Source organism: Microcystis sp. M109S1, from assembly GCF_020247025.1.
GTDB lineage: Bacteria > Cyanobacteriota > Cyanobacteriia > Cyanobacteriales > Microcystaceae > Microcystis.
Genome location: NZ_JADBRW010000324.1, coordinates 1 through 14,940, shown reverse-complemented (window position 1 = coordinate 14,940; position 14,940 = coordinate 1). Strand labels below are relative to the sequence as shown.

Genomic DNA, 14,940 nt, shown 5'->3' with positions numbered 1-14,940 from the left:
TGGAGAGCTTTATTGTAAACTAATCTTACACAGCCCAAGGTGCGCCGCAATAGCGACTCTTGTTCTGGTGTGGGGTAAAATCGAAACGAGTAGGCTTTTTCCATGTCTCACATTTTAGCATATATTTGGTAAATGCGCTAATATTTAACGGTAAAGCCGTCGTTCTACGACGGGGTTTCAGACCCAAAATTTTCGATGACCAAATCCGTCTGCTGGCGGATTTGGTGTCAACCATCGATTTAATCGGAGCGATCGATTTGTTAGATTTTTAATAGTCCGTCTGTCAACCAATAGACAGAAACAGTCAAAACATCAGAATCAGAGATCAAAGTATGAAACTTCCTACAGGGTTACGGCGAACTATTACCCATGCTTTGGCAACTTTTCTGGGAATTATGCTCGGTTTTAGCAGTTTAGCGGCGGTAAATGCTCAAAATCTGCCCAGCGATGCCGCCGATCTGGCCAGAATTCCCCCGGAGATGACGGCGGAAAGTTTTGTCGCTAAGGCAGTGGCGCGCACGGGTGCGGCAGTAGTGCGAATTGACACCGAAGCGATCATTACTCGTCCCAATAGCCCCTTTTTTGATGATCCTTTTTTTCAGGAGTTTTTTGGGGAACAGTTTCGTGTCCCGACACAGCAGCGAGTGGCTGGCCAGGGATCGGGTTTTATTATCGATGGCAGTGGTTTAATCTTAACTAATGCCCATGTGGTCGATAATGCCGATAAGGTAACGGTGACATTAAAAGATGGTCGTAGCTTCAAAGGAGAAGTACGCGGTACTGATGAGATCACTGATTTAGCCGTGGTGAAAATTAATCCCCAAGGGGAAAAATTACCTGTAGCCGTCCTCGGCAATTCCGCATCCATACAAGTGGGGGACTGGGCGATCGCAGTAGGCAATCCCGTCGGTCTAGATAATACGGTAACTTTAGGAATTATTAGCACGATCGGGCGCTCGGCGGCTAAGGCTGGTATTCCCGATAAACGCATTGATTTTATCCAAACCGATGCCGCTATTAACCCGGGTAATTCCGGCGGTCCTTTACTCAACGCCCAAGGAGAAGTCATCGGCATCAATACGGCGATTCGTGCCGATGCCATGGGCATCGGTTTTGCCATTCCCATCGACCGGGCCAAGCAGTTACAAGCGACCCTAGAATCAGGTCAAAAGGTGGCCCATCCCTATATCGGTGTGCAGATGGTTAATCTAACTCCCGATTTAGCCCGGGCTAATAATCAAAACCCCAATTCTGCCATGATCGTCCCGAAAGTGTCGGGAATTTTGGTGGTGAAAGTCCTACCCAATACCCCCGCCGAAAAAGCCGGGATCCGTCGCGGGGATGTGATTGTTAAAGCTAATAATCAACCGGTTAGCGATGGCGCTGAGTTACAGGAAATGGTGGAAAAAACCGGGATCGGTCAATCTTTACCCCTCAGGATCAGAAGGGGCGAAAGGGCGATCGATCTCACCGTAATCACCGCCCAAATGTCAAATCAGTAATCGGCAGTCAGTGATCAGTTATCAGATGTGAGTTTTCATGCCTTGATTGAGCAGCGACGAAAATCTTTTCAGGACTCGTAGCGCCGATAAAGCCGCTGCAACTTGTCATAGAAACGCTTGCGGACTTTTTCCGGGGAGATCAGCAAGCAATCTTCTCCGTAGGGGAGAATTTCGCGGAAAAACCAGAAGCTACTCGTTACCTGTCGGGTAATCTGCCGGACGAGGGGATCGATCGAGATCAATTCGTTGGCGATATCGATAGCGGTTTTAGTCCGGTACGATCGAGCTAATCCATCGAACAGGTGAAACTCGGCCGAGACGCTATCAAGCTGACTGCGCCACTTGCCCTTAGGGATCGGGGTAATTAAGGAATCGTTGGGGATTCGATCGAGCCGCAAACTCCAATTATGGTGTAGTTCGGAAATATCTTGATTTCCCTCGGTTTCCTCGCACCAGCAGTCGAGATATAGCCGCTCCTCGTGACGATTGATAGCGGCATGGTAAAGATGGAATTGCCAGAGTCGATCGCCCGCATCCTGATAGGATAACTGAAACGGTTGTTGTCGGAGAATACAGCGATCGAGTTCCAGCCGCCATGGTGGGGGAGGATTATCGAGGCGGCCTTCTAGCTCTTTCCGTAAGGGTCCCGACAGTTCACTCCGTTCTAATAGTAGTTTAGTTAGTTCTAGGGCGATGGGGATTTGTCCGGCATCAATAAGAGAATCGATCGCCTGTTGGAGCATCTGCAAGCGATCGGGCTTCCAGTCGTGATTAGGAGCGATTTTAAGCTTATTCTGGGCAATTTCTTTGATTAACTTCGATATATTCGGTTTATCTCCCCAAAATAGCCCAAATTCACTGGCAAGGATTTCTAGGGCCTGTTTTTCTTTTTCACTGACCGATAAAGTGATTGATTGTCCTATCCGGCTCATAGTTTATAAACATACGGACACTTTTTCTGTTTAGGTACTTGTCCATCCCTATTATCGTGGTTATCATGGAAGATAGCAAGGAGTTACGGACAGAAATTCATGGTAAATTATCAAGTAACACTCAAGCCAGTCTATTCCTGTCCCGCAGACGATATCCCAGACGGGATCAAGGTTCCCCAAGGATGGCGGTTATCGTGGCATCAGGTGGAGACCTGGAAAGCACTAAACGATCCCGATGTCGCGGTAATCATCAATTCGGCCATGACGGGGGACGGGAAAAGTCTGGCCGCGTATCTCGACGCGATGCAGGGAGTGAAACCCGATGATTCTATCCGCTATTCGATCGGACTCTATCCCACCAATGAACTCGCTAGAGATCAGGAAAGTCAAATTCAAGGCTATATCGATCGATTCGGACCTAATAACGATCCTCGCATTAGTCGATTGAGTGGTGCAACACTGGAAATTTACGCGGAAAGTGAAGACATTCGGAAAGACAACGCCATTTTAACCCGCATTGACCAATCGGATATTATCCTCACAAATCCTGATATTTTACATTATCTCCATCGTCACGCTTATATTACTCCTAAAGATGCCCCCGATAAACTTTGGAGTCCTTTAGACTTTAAATTCAATCTTTTTATACACGATGAATTTCATGTTTTTAGTGCGCCACAGATCGCGAGTGTTATTAATACGATGCTATTGATGCGTCACACTAAAAATGAACGCAAACATCTATTTCTTTCTGCCACCCCAGAAAAACAACTACTCGAACGATTGAAAACCGTGTTCGCTGCCGAGGAAATTCGAGAGATTAACCCTTACGAGCGTGAAAAGTACCGTTTTCCCGATTCAGAAGCGGAAAAACAACAATTAGAGTCGCAGGGATGGCGACAGATCGCTCGACAGATAACTTTAAATTTTATTCCTATAGATTCTACTTTCGGGGCGACGGAAACCTGGCTACGAGAAAACTGGCAGTTAATTCGTGACTATTTTCTGCAATATCCGGGGAGTAAAGGTGCGATCATTCTCAATTCGATCGCTTCTGTCAAACGCTTAATCCGAGAGTTTAAGAACTTGCTCCATCCGTTGACAGTGGAAGAAAATACTGGTTTAACGGGACAAACGCAAAAAAATGAATCGTTACAAGCCGATTTAGTTCTCGGAACCAGTACGATCGATGTGGGAGTAGATTTCCGGATTAACTTTTTAATTTTCGAGTCCGCAGATTCGGGCAGTTTTATCCAGCGCTTGGGACGGCTCGGCAGACACGATGGACAGAGTGACGATCAACCCTTCCTCAATTTTACCGCCCATGCGCTCACGCCTAACTTTTTGGTCGAGCGATTATTTCTCGGCGAACATCCTCCTTTAGAGAGAAATGTCCTCTATGATCGCCCGTTTTTAAATGAGCAAATTCGGGATAAATACCGCAATATCAATAACTTTCAGGGATATTTCTGCCGTTGGGCGGGAGTGCAGTCCGTGGCGATCAGTAGCAAGTTGAATCATAAAACGATTCGGGATAATTACCCAAAAAGTCGCGTCGCGTTTGAGGAGGATTGTCAGAAAGTTTTCCAAACGAGTCTGGGCCGGGTGAGGGGATGTTTACGAACTTGGAGAGAGGACTGGCAACAGCTATCGGGACAAGACTCGAAAAGCCCGATTGAAGAGGACGCGAGTAGCTTTCGAGGTTCTAGCTCGCTTTCCTGCGGGTTGTACGATGAAGCATACGAAGACTGGCCCGGTGATTACTTCAAAACCTACGATTTACCCGGCATCCTCAGCAATCTCGACATTGAACCGATGACCCAAGCGGACTACCTCCGACTTCTAGAGTCAACCGCGGCCCGTCTTCAACAACCGATTGCCAAGGGACGGTTTCGCCACTGCCTCGCGTTTATGAAGTTGCTGAGATATCGTCCAGAAAGACGACCATGGCGATTTAGCTACGGGGGAGACCTGAGAGAACTGGCGAATAGCTGGAAAGTGCAGGTTTTACGGGGTATTCAAGTCTATCCCTGTCCCTATCGGCAGATTAACGAGCGGATGAAAACCAGATATCTCGTCAGTTATCTGGTTCCGCACCCAGTCGAGGAGGTGAAAAAACGTCTCCAGCTACCGATGCACTTTCAGATTTATCCCATAGACGAGTTCGGTCGTGAGAAAACCTCCGCACCTTACTCTATAGCTTTCGGTCAATCGGCACTGCTACTCGATACCCAAGCCTACCGTCTCAAGGAAAAAGGAGGAGACTCATGGATCTGCTAGAACTGTTATCCCTATTAGGGTTTGCTCATCACCTTATGGGCGATGACAGGAAAGTTAAATATAACCATATCTCTAATCGAGTAGATAAAGTTTCAATACCTAATAGGCATTATTACTCACTTAACGGAAGTCGAGGAGGTTTACTTTCCCTTGCTCAGGGTAGCAGAATCGGGGAGTTGATTTCATAATGGTCTTTATATACTCGATTAGTATTCGAGAAGCTATAATTGATGGGTGAACCATAGAAGGAGCCGCCTATGCAATCCTCAAACAGTCATTTAGCGAACTCATCTAAAATTACGGTGGAGCCATGCAACTTTATGTACTACCTATTGATCGCATTCAATGAAATGGAGCATCAACATCGAAAAATCTTTCAAATTCAACAAGCGCAAGAAGAGAAAATCGAGCGTATTCAAAGGAAGTTGGATGAACTGGAGGAATCATTCGGTGGGATTCTAGCTGAATATCGATATTTCAAGAATCGTACCGCCGACTTAGAACATCAAGTCCTTACTGAAAACTTAGAAGATTAATACTCGGTTAGAAAATCATGGCTAATTCTATTTTAGAAAACTCCCAAAAGTTATCCTCTCAACTTCCAGAAAATATTCCCTATGTCAAACTATTAGTTTTATTCGGTTCTAGAGCGACCGGAAAAAATCACGACGGTAGTGATTGGGATTTTGCGGTTCTATATGACGAAAAAATCGAGCGGAAACAAAATCGAGAAAAATCCGAGCGATATCTAGAAGTTCTTGACTACCTGAGTGAAGTATTAAAGATCAATAGGGACGCAATCGATCTTGTTGAACTTGATCGCTGTTCTCCCCTTATCGGTTATCAAGTCGCACGAGATGGAAAACTTATTTACGAAAGTCATGTTGGCGAGTTTCTTAAATTCCGTGTTCGAGCGTGGAAGGTATATGCTGATACCGCCAAGTTTCGTAAAACCCAGAAAGAAAGTATTCATCTCTGGTTAAAAAAATGGGGTTTGCAATGATGGAAAGAGAGATTGTAGAATCAAGAATTAGCTTGATGATTAAATATCTTGATCGCCTGAAATGTTTCGAGTCTATCAAGTTAATCGATTATCAAGAAAATGAGTAAATTGATCATGAAATTGTTTTTAAATCTATCCCTAAAACTTAAAAACAATTCCCTATTTATATCCAACAAATCATCACTTAATTAGATGTACAGGAGCAGGATAATGGCTAGAAAGAAAAAAGAAACAAGTCAAGAGATTCAACAATTAAACATTTTTGACTATCGAGATAATATTGAATCCTTTCAAGACGAAAACGAGGATATAAATAATTATGAGGAAGAGGAAGAAGAGCCACCAGATTCTAACCGAGATGAAGAAGAGATTCAAAAAGAATTTTTAACGACTAAACTCTTTAAAGAAGCAATTATTAAGCAGAATCCTGAAGATCCTGTTATGATGGATTTTGCCGAGTATGTATTGCCTAATTTCTTGAAAGTTGCTGCTGGTGTGACTGCAAAAGGAGGTAAATGGATCGAGAATAAAATAGCGGAGGGAAATTTAAAAAGCGATCGAGCTTTGCACGACCAATCATTAAGCACTCACATCCTGAATGGATTATTCGCAGCCAACTTAATCGAACAACAAATAGAAAAATTAGACACAACTATTAAACGATATATCAAAGAATTTGATAGAAGATTGGGTATGGCGGGATTTATTTTACATGATTTCGAGAAATTTAATTATGATCGCTTTCCACAGATGCCTGAAAAGTACAAAAATTTGCCAGAAATTCGAGGATTATCTCTTCAAGAACATCGAGAAATTATTGATGTGATGGTTCGTTATCTACAATTAGATATTTTTATCGATCCAGAAAATCCAGAAGTATATCGAGAATACATAGATGATTTACTGGTGATAGCTTACAACGCGCAAATTCGTTGGGGAACTAACTGGAATTTCTCCATTCATGATGGACTATCTCCTAAATTAAAACCGAGAGGTGATAAATTATTTTCTTTAACTGGATTAGCTTGTTTAGCCGATCGGATATCCTCCATAGTCAAGCATCCTCAAGACGCTTTAAGTTCTAGCTTAGACGACATTCTAGGTCGATTGAGTAATAGAAATTTGAAGTTAACCTATCACGCTATCTCGGAAAATCGAGGAGTCTTAACTAATGTTATCAATAACGCTCTTATCGATGAATATGTCAGTCTCAACACCCCCGAAAAGCAGTATTATCAACCGTTACTATATTTACCGACTGGAGTAGTTTATCTAACCTCCCGTAATGCACCAGAAATATCGGTAGATAATATTCCCGAAAGAGTGGTTGATAAAATCAATTCTCTCTGTATCGGAGAATTGCGAACTAGACAGACAGGATTTAATCGAGATGGTAAGGGAATGAAATACGCAGAATATTATCATTTATTCTTTAACACCCTCGAATTGATGGACGTTGGTTTAGATGCAACGCTAAAAATTCTGAAAGATGGGAAAAAGCCTGTTTCTGGCGATCGAAGCGGTACTTTAGTTAAATTTCAAAAGTTAGGAATTTTATCCGATCAATATAATTTCGAGTTTAAAGAAGATATTCGGATCGATCAGATGGCCGAGTTTTGTGATTTAATCAGCCGTAAAATATGGGATGAGAAAGTCTCTCAAATTCTAGAAGTCTGTAAGCGGGATAAAAACATTCCCAAACCGCCTGACTTCGATTTTATGCTTGAAGTCGCCAAACATTGGGATTTACTAAGCTATATTCCCGCCATTCGGGAGATTCAAAGAATAAATGATAGTCTTAAGGAACGTAAATTAAAAGGCAATACAGGTGGACTACCTTTAGAATGGTATTATTTGGCCGCTAAGTATTTAGAGCATAATGTAGGAATCGGAAATGAAGAAATTAAACCGAGATGTCAAAAATTATTAATCCATCTTCGCAATTCGATCGAACCCATTTTAAACGATTATCAAGTTTTCGATGGATGGGATGATTTACGCGCGTGGGTTAAACAAGTAGTCATGTTACCAAATCAACAGACAGATACCAGATCACCCGATAAATTTTTTGAAGAATTTCAACGCTATAAAAATGCTAAAAAATCGGGAAGGGGAAAAACAGCACTTTGCTCTATATCCCATTCCGCATATAGCGTAACTGAGCAGATGGAATCGGCAGTCTTGTTCACTCCCCAAGTTTACACTAATAAACAAAATCTAGGAGGTTCTAACGCTAAACGTAACATTTCCAGCATCGCAGGAATCGAATTCATGTTACGGCAAATTTTAATGAGCGAGACAGAAGCGGTAGGAAAAAATTTTGAGGATGCTAAATATCGTTATATTTATTTTTATCCTACCTACTACTGTACTCCAGAAACCAATTTGTTCTTGCATCAAGTCTATGAGGAAATCAAACAATCTCGCTTCGATACAGATGTTCGTAATCATTTCATTAGTAAAGACTTAAAAGCACATCTCGAATTAGACCAATATCGGAGTCTTGATATTTTTCATCTCAACAATACTTCAATAAAGGATCGATCTCTCAAACTCTCCTATCCCGAAAAGCAACCTCTCACCTTCTACTTTATGGCTCTTCCTCCTGAAGTTAAAGGGAAAGATAAAAAAATAACCGACACGGAATCATGGATTATGCCGGCATGGTTAGGATTAGCTTTCCCGATGATCTTGGATGTTAAAACGGTGGTTTCTGAGTCTCCTATTCCTCCCTTTAATGATGGTGCGGAATTCCAGGAAACTGTTTTTCTCGATGGTGCGCCACCTGCACTTCGAGCTTTAGTTCAACGAGATTTATTTCGCTTGGACTACATCTTAGAAAGTTGGGAGGAAGAAGGAAAAAAATATTCCGCACCCTTAAATACCCTAACCGCAGCCTATTATATTCATTTGGACGTGAACGCAAAGCAGGGTAAGACGGGTTATGACCCCAATTGGGGCAAATTAACGGAACTCGCTATCAATTTAGAAACCAGTCCTCTCTATGTTTTTCATTACCTTAAACAGTGGAAACGGGGCAAAGATGCCGATATACCGAGCGCTAATCGAATCGCTCTGTATCTCTACGATTTTTATCCTTGTTTCGATCCTTACGTTACAGAAGTTCACCGTTCTAATTTCACAATTAATATGGAAGAGCAATCCCCGTTAAATCACCCGAAAAAATTAACCGAATTGTATCGTCAATTCTATCGAGCTAATAAACAATATAATCCGAAAGCGAACGCAGTTTTAAAACCGATCAATGTGGCCGCCGATACGATTCTCAAAGGAGGAATGTATCAGGGAGAAGCCCTAGTTTATGTAGTAGCGGCGGAAGTGGCCAGCTTAATGAATCGGGTTCATGCTTCTACAGCAGAAGGTCGTTGGATTCTGTCCGATCGAGAACAGGAAAGACAGAAAATATTGTCTTTTGCTCATTATTTTGTGATCAATGTGTTCGAGGGTTCTTTTAAGGGCGATCGAGCGCGTCTAGCCGGCAGACAATTAAACCTCATTCGCGATACCTGCGAATTTCTTTACCGTCTCGAACAGGACAGAGAAAATCAAGAGTTAAAAGCCCAGGGTCAACCTGTGGAAGAAGATTCTGAAAACAATAATTAATTCAAGGAGTACCTACCATGTCTTTACTGAAAACCCTCGATTCTAAATTCTTTCATGGCGAGATTCCCTACAAACCGATAGGAAAATATGTTCACTTTTTGACGATTCGAGTCACGGAATCTTATCCCCTATTTCAAACAGATGGAGAGTTAAATAAAGCTCGTGTTCGTGCGGGAATTGACAAGAATAAAACTATTAGTCGTTTATCGATGTTTAAACGAAAACAGTCAACTCCAGAACGTTTAGTCGGTCGAGAATTACTCAGAAACTACGGATTAATTACCGCCGAAGAATGTGAATATAATGTAAAATTTGCCATGAATAACCCCGACTGTATTATTTATGGTTTTGCCATCGGTGATTCTGGTTCAGAAAAATCGAAAGTAGTAGTAGATACGGCTTTTTCGATCACACCCTTTGATGAATCCCATGAAAGTTTTACTTTAAACGCTCCCTACGAGAATGGTACCATGGCATCTAAGGGAGAAAATAACACAAAAGTAGGTGAAGTGACTAGCCGAATTAACCAACAGGATCACATCCGTCCGCAGGTGTTTTTCCCTAGTATTGTCACCCTAAAAGATCCGACAGAAGCGGGTTTTCTCTACGTTTTTAATAACATCCTGCGTACCCGTCACTACGGAGCGCAAACTACCCGGACGGGACGGGTAAGAAATGAGCTTATTGGTGTTATTTTTGCCGATGGGGAAATTGTTAGTAATTTGCGCTGGACACAGGCAATATATGATCGCCTTCCCGATGAAGTATTACACTCGATCGATCCCTTAGACGAGGATTTAGTTATGGAAAAAGCCACCGAAGCAATACAAGCATTAATGGCGGAAGAATTTATCGTTCATACCGATTTTATCGGGGAAAATTTTCAACCTTTATTAACCGAGGTGAAAACTCTCACAGGTACGGAAGCAGGAATTTTATCGATCTTGAAGCAAGCGGATAAAGAAGCGAAAGACTACGCTAAGAAACATATCGCCGAGAAAAAGCCAGCCGCTAAAAAACCGTAAATTTCAGTAGGGTGAGTAATTTCTCACCCTATATCCTCGCAATTTTTAAAGAGTTATGGTACATATTTATTCCTGTCAATTAGAACTGCACGATAGTCTTTATTACGCAACCCGTGAAATCGGCAGACTCTACGAAACCGAACCCGTAATTCATAATTACGCGCTCTGTTATGCTTTGGGATTGGTAAATAGCGATAGTTATCGTTACTTCTGTTCCGAACAGATTCCACAGTACCAAGAACATTTAAATCCTCTTAACGAAGAGAAAATTTATGTCACTCCCGCACGGGCGATCGCTCATACGGCGGTTCTCAATACTTGGAAATATGCCAATAATAACTATCATGTGGAGATGGAAAAAACCCAGAAAAATATTCCCAGTTTTGGCAGAGCCAAAGAAATCGCTCCCGAAAGTGTTTTTGAATGTTTTATCATTTCCTGTCACCCCCTACAACTTCCTAAATGGATTCGTTTAGGAAAATGGATGAGTAAAGCGGAAGTAAAACTAACAGAACTTTCGGTATCAAAACAAAAAGAGGATTTATTTATCTATCCCTATCCTTTAAATCCTCTCGATGTTATGTTTACCCATCAGGTGATTGGCTACGACGTGATCAATATGCCACCCGTTAGTTTAATCCGTAATGTACGAATGCGCGGGGAGTATTACCAAATAAGCGATCGCACCGATCTGAAAATTCCCGCTCGATTGTCCTATCACTTCGGTTGAAAATTGACCATGACTCTTATCTCTTCTAAATCCCTCACTTTACCAGAATTTCTATCGCTAACCGCTCCCGATGGCGATATTACCTATGAATTAGTCGATGGAGAAGCGATCCCGAAAATGTCACCGAAATTCTTTCATTCTCGTTTAACTGGTGCTTTATTTCTCGTACTCGATCGCTGGAATCAAGGACGGGGAGAAGTGGGAATCGAATGGGCGATCGTCCTAAGCAAAAACGATCAAGATTGGTGTCCCGTTCCCGATCTCCTCTACATTTCCTCTGAAAGGTTAGGAGACATTCCCCTCACCGATGAAGCTTGTCCCGTTCCTCCGGAATTAGTCATCGAAATTATTTCTCCTGAACAATCCTTCAGCAGCCTGAGCGAAAAAGCCGTGGCCTACCTAAAAGCGGGAGTTAGTCGCGTCTGGATCGTCGATCCCCGGGCCAAGCAGATCACGATTTTCTATCCCGACGCACCCCCAGCGATTAAAAAAGGTGATGACGAGATGAGCGATATTCTCCTCCCCGATTTAACCCTAACTCCCAGACAAATTTTTGCCAAGGCCCGATTAAGTTAATGCCCTACAGTCTCGTTCTCAATCTCACACCTCGATCGCCGATCTATCCGAATTTTCTCACCGGACGACACCTTCATGCGCTATTTCTTACCCATCAGGTGATTGGCTACGATGTGATCAATATGCCACCGGTTAGTTTAATCCGTAATGTGCGAATGCGCGGGGAATATTACCAAATAAGCGATCGCACCGATCTGAAAATTCCCGCTCGATTGTCCTATCACTTCGGTTAAAAATTGACCATGACTCTTATCTCTTCTAAATCCCTCACTTTACCGGAATTTCTATCGTTACCCGATGGCGATATTACCTATGAATTAGTCGATGGAGAAGCGATCCCGAAAATGTCACCGAAATTCTTTCATTCTCGTTTAACTCTGGCTTTATCTTCTATACTCGATCGCTGGAATCAAGGACGGGGAGAAGTGGGAATCGAATGGGCGATCGTCCTAAGCAAAAACGATCGAGATTGGTGTCCCGTTCCCGATCTCCTCTACATTTCCTCTGAAAGGTTAGGAGACATTCCCCTCACCGATGAAGCTTGTCCCGTTCCTCCGGAATTAGTCATCGAAATTATTTCCCCTGAACAATCCTTCAGCAGCCTGAGCGAAAAAGCCGTGGACTACCTAAAAGCGGGAGTCAGTCGCGTCTGGATCGTCGATCCCCGGGCCAAGCAGATCACGATTTTCTATCCCGACGCACCCCCAGCGATTAAAAAAGGCGATGACGAAATTAGCGATATTCTCCTCCCCGATTTAACCCTAACTCCCAGACAAATTTTTGCCAAGGCCCGATTAAGTTAATGCCCTACAGTCTCGTTCTCAATCTCACACCCCGATCGCCGATCTATCCGAATTTTCTCACCGGACGACACCTTCATGCGCTATTTCTTACCCTTGTCAGTAGTGTTGATCAGGAATTAGGGGACACCCTGCACGCAGCCGAGGGAGATAAAGCTTTTACCCTCTCCCCACTACAGATTCAATCCGGGGGGAAAATAACGATAAATTCCCTGCGCTGGCGACACGAACGGGAGATCGCCCCAGAAACTCCCTGCTGGTGGCGGATTTCTCTGCTCGATGACCGATTATTCGGTAAATTAACCTCACTCTGGTTGAATCTCAATCCGCAACACCCTTGGCATCTCGGTTCCGCCGATCTCGTCATTACCAGCGTCCTCGCTACCCCGCAATCGGTTCAACCCTGGGCGAACTCCTGTACTTATCAACACCTGTATGAAAACGCCTCGGAAACAAATCGGGAATTTCATTTCCTTTTCGTCACCCCCGTCACCTTCCGGCAGGGAAAATTCGATAGTGCCTTACCGACGCGGGAACTGGTGTTTAATAGCCTTCTCGGTCGTTGGAATCGCTATAGCGGTATCCCCTTCGATTCTATTGCCCTAGAGTCAATTTTTCCCAGTTTTTTCGATATTCAAACGAAATTAGCCGACGAAGCCTATAAAAACCAGTCGATCGGTTGTGTGGGCGAGATTCACTATCGTCTTTTGGGAGAGGTGGAACCCGCAAAGATTAAAGCGATTAATGCACTGGCGGATTTTGCCCTCTATGCGGGAGTGGGACGGAAAACCACCATGGGAATGGGGATGACTCGCAGAATTTCTAAGGATAAAAGATAGTTATGGATGAATCTGACTACATACCGATCGCCGCCCTCAACGTCGGTTTTAGTCCTTTTCGTCTTCTGGAAATAGTTTTCAAGGATTTTTAACTCGTTCATGGGCCTTGCCCTTAGAATGCAGAATTTGTTATTTGACATAGCTCTAAACTAAAGCTAGTGTAAAAGTATTTGATTTTTGAGCCTAACATGAAAGTCCTAGAGTTTAAAATTCATCCCACCGAAGAACAGGTCAGCAAAATTGATCAGTCTTTGGCTGCGTGTAAGTTACTCTGGAATCTTTCGATCGCACTTAAGGAAGAATCAAAACAAAGATATTATCGCAAAAAACATAAATTTGATGAGTTTAGCCCTGAAATATGGGAGTTAAGTTATTCTGGGCATTACGACGAAAAAGAGTTTAAATCCCTAAAAGATAAAGAGAAAAAGCTTTTAATCGGTAATCCTTGCTGTAAAATCGCCTATTTTAAAAAGACAAGTAACGGAAAAGAATACACTCCTTTAAATTCTATTCCTATTCGTCGTTTTATGAATGCCGAAAATATTGACAAGGATGCTGTTAATTATCTCAACAGAAAGAAACTTGCTTTTTACTTTCGAGAAAATACGGCAAAATTTATCGGTGAAATTGAAACAGAGTTTAAAAAAGGCTTTTTTAAAAGTGTGATTAAAACCGCTTATGATGCCGCTAAAAAAGGCATTCGGGGGATTCCCAGATTCAAAGGAAGACGGGATAAAGTGGAGACTCTTGTTAATGGTCAACCTGATACTATAAAAATTAAATCTAATGGGGTTATCGTTTCTTCAAAGATAGGATTATTAAAAGTGCGGGGACTCGATCGATTGCAAGGAAAAGCTCCCCGAATGGCTAAAATTACTCGTAAAGCGACGGGATATTATCTACAGTTAACCGTTGAAACTGACGACACGATCTATAAAGAATCCGATAAATGTGTTGGTTTAGATATGGGTGCTGTGGCAATATTTACCGATGATTTAGGAAGACAATCAGAAGCTAAACGCTACGCAAAAATTCAGAAAAAGCGACTTGATCGATTACAGCGTCAAGCTTCTAGACAGAAAGATGGCTCTAATAATCAGCGTAAAACCTACGCTAAACTCGCTCGTGTTCACGAAAAAATTGCTCGTCAGCGAAAAGGGAGAAATGCTCAATTAGCCCATAAAATCACCAGCGAATATCAATCAGTTATTTTAGAAGATTTAAACTTAAAAAACATGACAGCCGCCGCAAAACCTAAAGAAAGAGAAGACGGCGATGGCTATAAACAAAATGGCAAAAAAAGAAAGTCTGGATTAAATAAGGCATTACTTGAAATGTCGGTTTGAAGGCTCTCGGTTTTACCGATGAGATGAAAAGCCGACCAGTATAAAACAGCGAAGCACGATTGATACTTAGGGGTGTCTAATTAAATTTATTTCATACCCTTGACAGTTTGCACAGTGAGATGATATAGTTATAACATAACACATTGAGAGGTCGGGTCAATGCGAGTCATAGAGTTTAAGGTTAAAGCTACACAACAACAACAAATAGCTATCTTAGAAGCTATTAGAATAGGACAGTTCATTCGGAATAAGTGCATTAGACTCTGGATGGATTCTCACAGAG

14 protein-coding genes and 2 pseudogenes are annotated in these 14,940 nt (G+C 42.6%); 14 read left to right on the top strand and 2 right to left on the bottom strand.

Annotation, left to right across the window (positions count from 1 at the left end; translation table 11 throughout):
- Positions 1 to 104: helix-turn-helix domain-containing protein (locus IM322_RS16370; protein WP_287683512.1), on the bottom strand; the 104-nt coding region annotated here is incomplete at its 3' end.
- 228 nt (positions 105 to 332) lie between these two features.
- Between IM322_RS16370 and IM322_RS16365 the strand changes: the two genes are divergently transcribed.
- Positions 333 to 1,502, top strand: a complete 1,170-nt coding sequence (locus IM322_RS16365; RefSeq protein WP_287674128.1) for an HhoA/HhoB/HtrA family serine endopeptidase — start codon at positions 333 to 335, stop codon at positions 1,500 to 1,502.
- Positions 1,503 to 1,570: 68 nt separating this feature from the next.
- Here the strand turns inward: IM322_RS16365 and IM322_RS16360 are convergent, their stop codons facing one another.
- On the bottom strand, positions 1,571 to 2,434 hold the full coding sequence (locus tag IM322_RS16360; protein WP_287674129.1) for a WYL domain-containing protein: 864 nt from the start codon (positions 2,432 to 2,434) through the stop codon (positions 1,571 to 1,573).
- A 99-nt stretch (positions 2,435 to 2,533) separates the two neighbouring features.
- Between IM322_RS16360 and cas3 the strand changes: the two genes are divergently transcribed.
- The 13 genes and pseudogenes from cas3 to IM322_RS16300 all read left to right on the top strand — a co-directional run.
- Complete coding sequence (gene cas3 / locus IM322_RS16355) at positions 2,534 to 4,714, top strand: type I-D CRISPR-associated helicase Cas3' (RefSeq protein WP_287674131.1); 2,181 nt, start codon at positions 2,534 to 2,536, stop codon at positions 4,712 to 4,714.
- Positions 4,715 to 5,064: 350 nt separating this feature from the next.
- On the top strand, positions 5,065 to 5,250 hold the full coding sequence (locus IM322_RS16350; protein ID WP_287713265.1) for a hypothetical protein: 186 nt from the start codon (positions 5,065 to 5,067) through the stop codon (positions 5,248 to 5,250).
- 17 nt (positions 5,251 to 5,267) lie between these two features.
- Positions 5,268 to 5,717: a type VII toxin-antitoxin system MntA family adenylyltransferase antitoxin gene (mntA, locus tag IM322_RS16345; protein WP_287674134.1), complete on the top strand. Its 450-nt coding sequence runs from the start codon at positions 5,268 to 5,270 to the stop codon at positions 5,715 to 5,717.
- A gap of 210 nt (positions 5,718 to 5,927) precedes the next feature.
- Positions 5,928 to 9,341 carry a type I-D CRISPR-associated protein Cas10d/Csc3 gene (gene cas10d / locus IM322_RS16340; RefSeq protein WP_287674138.1) on the top strand — a complete coding sequence of 1,138 codons (3,414 nt, stop codon included), beginning with the start codon at positions 5,928 to 5,930 and terminating at the stop codon, positions 9,339 to 9,341.
- 17 nt (positions 9,342 to 9,358) lie between these two features.
- A complete protein-coding gene (gene cas7d / locus IM322_RS16335; protein WP_287674139.1) occupies positions 9,359 to 10,366 on the top strand; it encodes a type I-D CRISPR-associated protein Cas7/Csc2 in 1,008 nt (335 codons plus the stop codon).
- Positions 10,367 to 10,421: 55 nt separating this feature from the next.
- Positions 10,422 to 11,096, top strand: a complete 675-nt coding sequence (gene cas5d, locus IM322_RS16330; RefSeq protein ID WP_271971495.1) for a type I-D CRISPR-associated protein Cas5/Csc1 — start codon at positions 10,422 to 10,424, stop codon at positions 11,094 to 11,096.
- A gap of 9 nt (positions 11,097 to 11,105) precedes the next feature.
- Positions 11,106 to 11,672 carry a Uma2 family endonuclease gene (locus IM322_RS16325; protein ID WP_287713264.1) on the top strand — a complete coding sequence of 189 codons (567 nt, stop codon included), beginning with the start codon at positions 11,106 to 11,108 and terminating at the stop codon, positions 11,670 to 11,672.
- Positions 11,672 to 11,764 (top strand): annotated as a pseudogene (locus IM322_RS16320) (CRISPR-associated endoribonuclease Cas6); the annotation flags it as partial. The gene IM322_RS16325 and the pseudogene IM322_RS16320, both read left to right, overlap by 1 nt.
- A gap of 6 nt (positions 11,765 to 11,770) precedes the next feature.
- Complete coding sequence (locus IM322_RS23425) at positions 11,771 to 11,905, top strand: hypothetical protein (RefSeq protein ID WP_472434775.1); 135 nt, start codon at positions 11,771 to 11,773, stop codon at positions 11,903 to 11,905.
- 9 nt (positions 11,906 to 11,914) lie between these two features.
- The gene (locus IM322_RS16315; protein ID WP_287713263.1) at positions 11,915 to 12,475 is read left to right on the top strand and encodes a Uma2 family endonuclease; all 561 of its coding nucleotides are present in this window, start codon (positions 11,915 to 11,917) and stop codon (positions 12,473 to 12,475) included.
- On the top strand, positions 12,475 to 13,311 hold the full coding sequence (cas6, locus tag IM322_RS16310) for a CRISPR-associated endoribonuclease Cas6 (protein WP_287672704.1): 837 nt from the start codon (positions 12,475 to 12,477) through the stop codon (positions 13,309 to 13,311). The genes IM322_RS16315 and cas6 overlap by 1 nt, the downstream gene beginning before the upstream one ends.
- Before the next feature lie 188 nt (positions 13,312 to 13,499).
- The gene (gene c2c8 / locus IM322_RS16305) at positions 13,500 to 14,657 is read left to right on the top strand and encodes a type V CRISPR-associated protein C2c8 (RefSeq protein ID WP_287672706.1); all 1,158 of its coding nucleotides are present in this window, start codon (positions 13,500 to 13,502) and stop codon (positions 14,655 to 14,657) included.
- A gap of 159 nt (positions 14,658 to 14,816) precedes the next feature.
- A pseudogene (locus tag IM322_RS16300) lies at positions 14,817 to 14,940 on the top strand (RNA-guided endonuclease InsQ/TnpB family protein); the annotation flags it as partial.

Coding starts and splice junctions, on each gene's coding strand:
- IM322_RS16360 (WP_287674129.1), bottom strand. CDS start 2,434: ATGAGCCGGATAGGACAATCAATCACTTTATCGGTCAGTGAAAAAGAA.
- c2c8 (WP_287672706.1), top strand. CDS start 13,500: ATGAAAGTCCTAGAGTTTAAAATTCATCCCACCGAAGAACAGGTCAGC.
- IM322_RS16315 (WP_287713263.1), top strand. CDS start 11,915: ATGACTCTTATCTCTTCTAAATCCCTCACTTTACCGGAATTTCTATCG.
- cas6 (WP_287672704.1), top strand. CDS start 12,475: ATGCCCTACAGTCTCGTTCTCAATCTCACACCCCGATCGCCGATCTAT.
- cas10d (WP_287674138.1), top strand. CDS start 5,928: ATGGCTAGAAAGAAAAAAGAAACAAGTCAAGAGATTCAACAATTAAAC.
- mntA (WP_287674134.1), top strand. CDS start 5,268: ATGGCTAATTCTATTTTAGAAAACTCCCAAAAGTTATCCTCTCAACTT.
- IM322_RS16325 (WP_287713264.1), top strand. CDS start 11,106: ATGACTCTTATCTCTTCTAAATCCCTCACTTTACCAGAATTTCTATCG.
- IM322_RS16365 (WP_287674128.1), top strand. CDS start 333: ATGAAACTTCCTACAGGGTTACGGCGAACTATTACCCATGCTTTGGCA.
- cas7d (WP_287674139.1), top strand. CDS start 9,359: ATGTCTTTACTGAAAACCCTCGATTCTAAATTCTTTCATGGCGAGATT.
- cas3 (WP_287674131.1), top strand. CDS start 2,534: ATGGTAAATTATCAAGTAACACTCAAGCCAGTCTATTCCTGTCCCGCA.
- cas5d (WP_271971495.1), top strand. CDS start 10,422: ATGGTACATATTTATTCCTGTCAATTAGAACTGCACGATAGTCTTTAT.
- IM322_RS16350 (WP_287713265.1), top strand. CDS start 5,065: ATGGAGCATCAACATCGAAAAATCTTTCAAATTCAACAAGCGCAAGAA.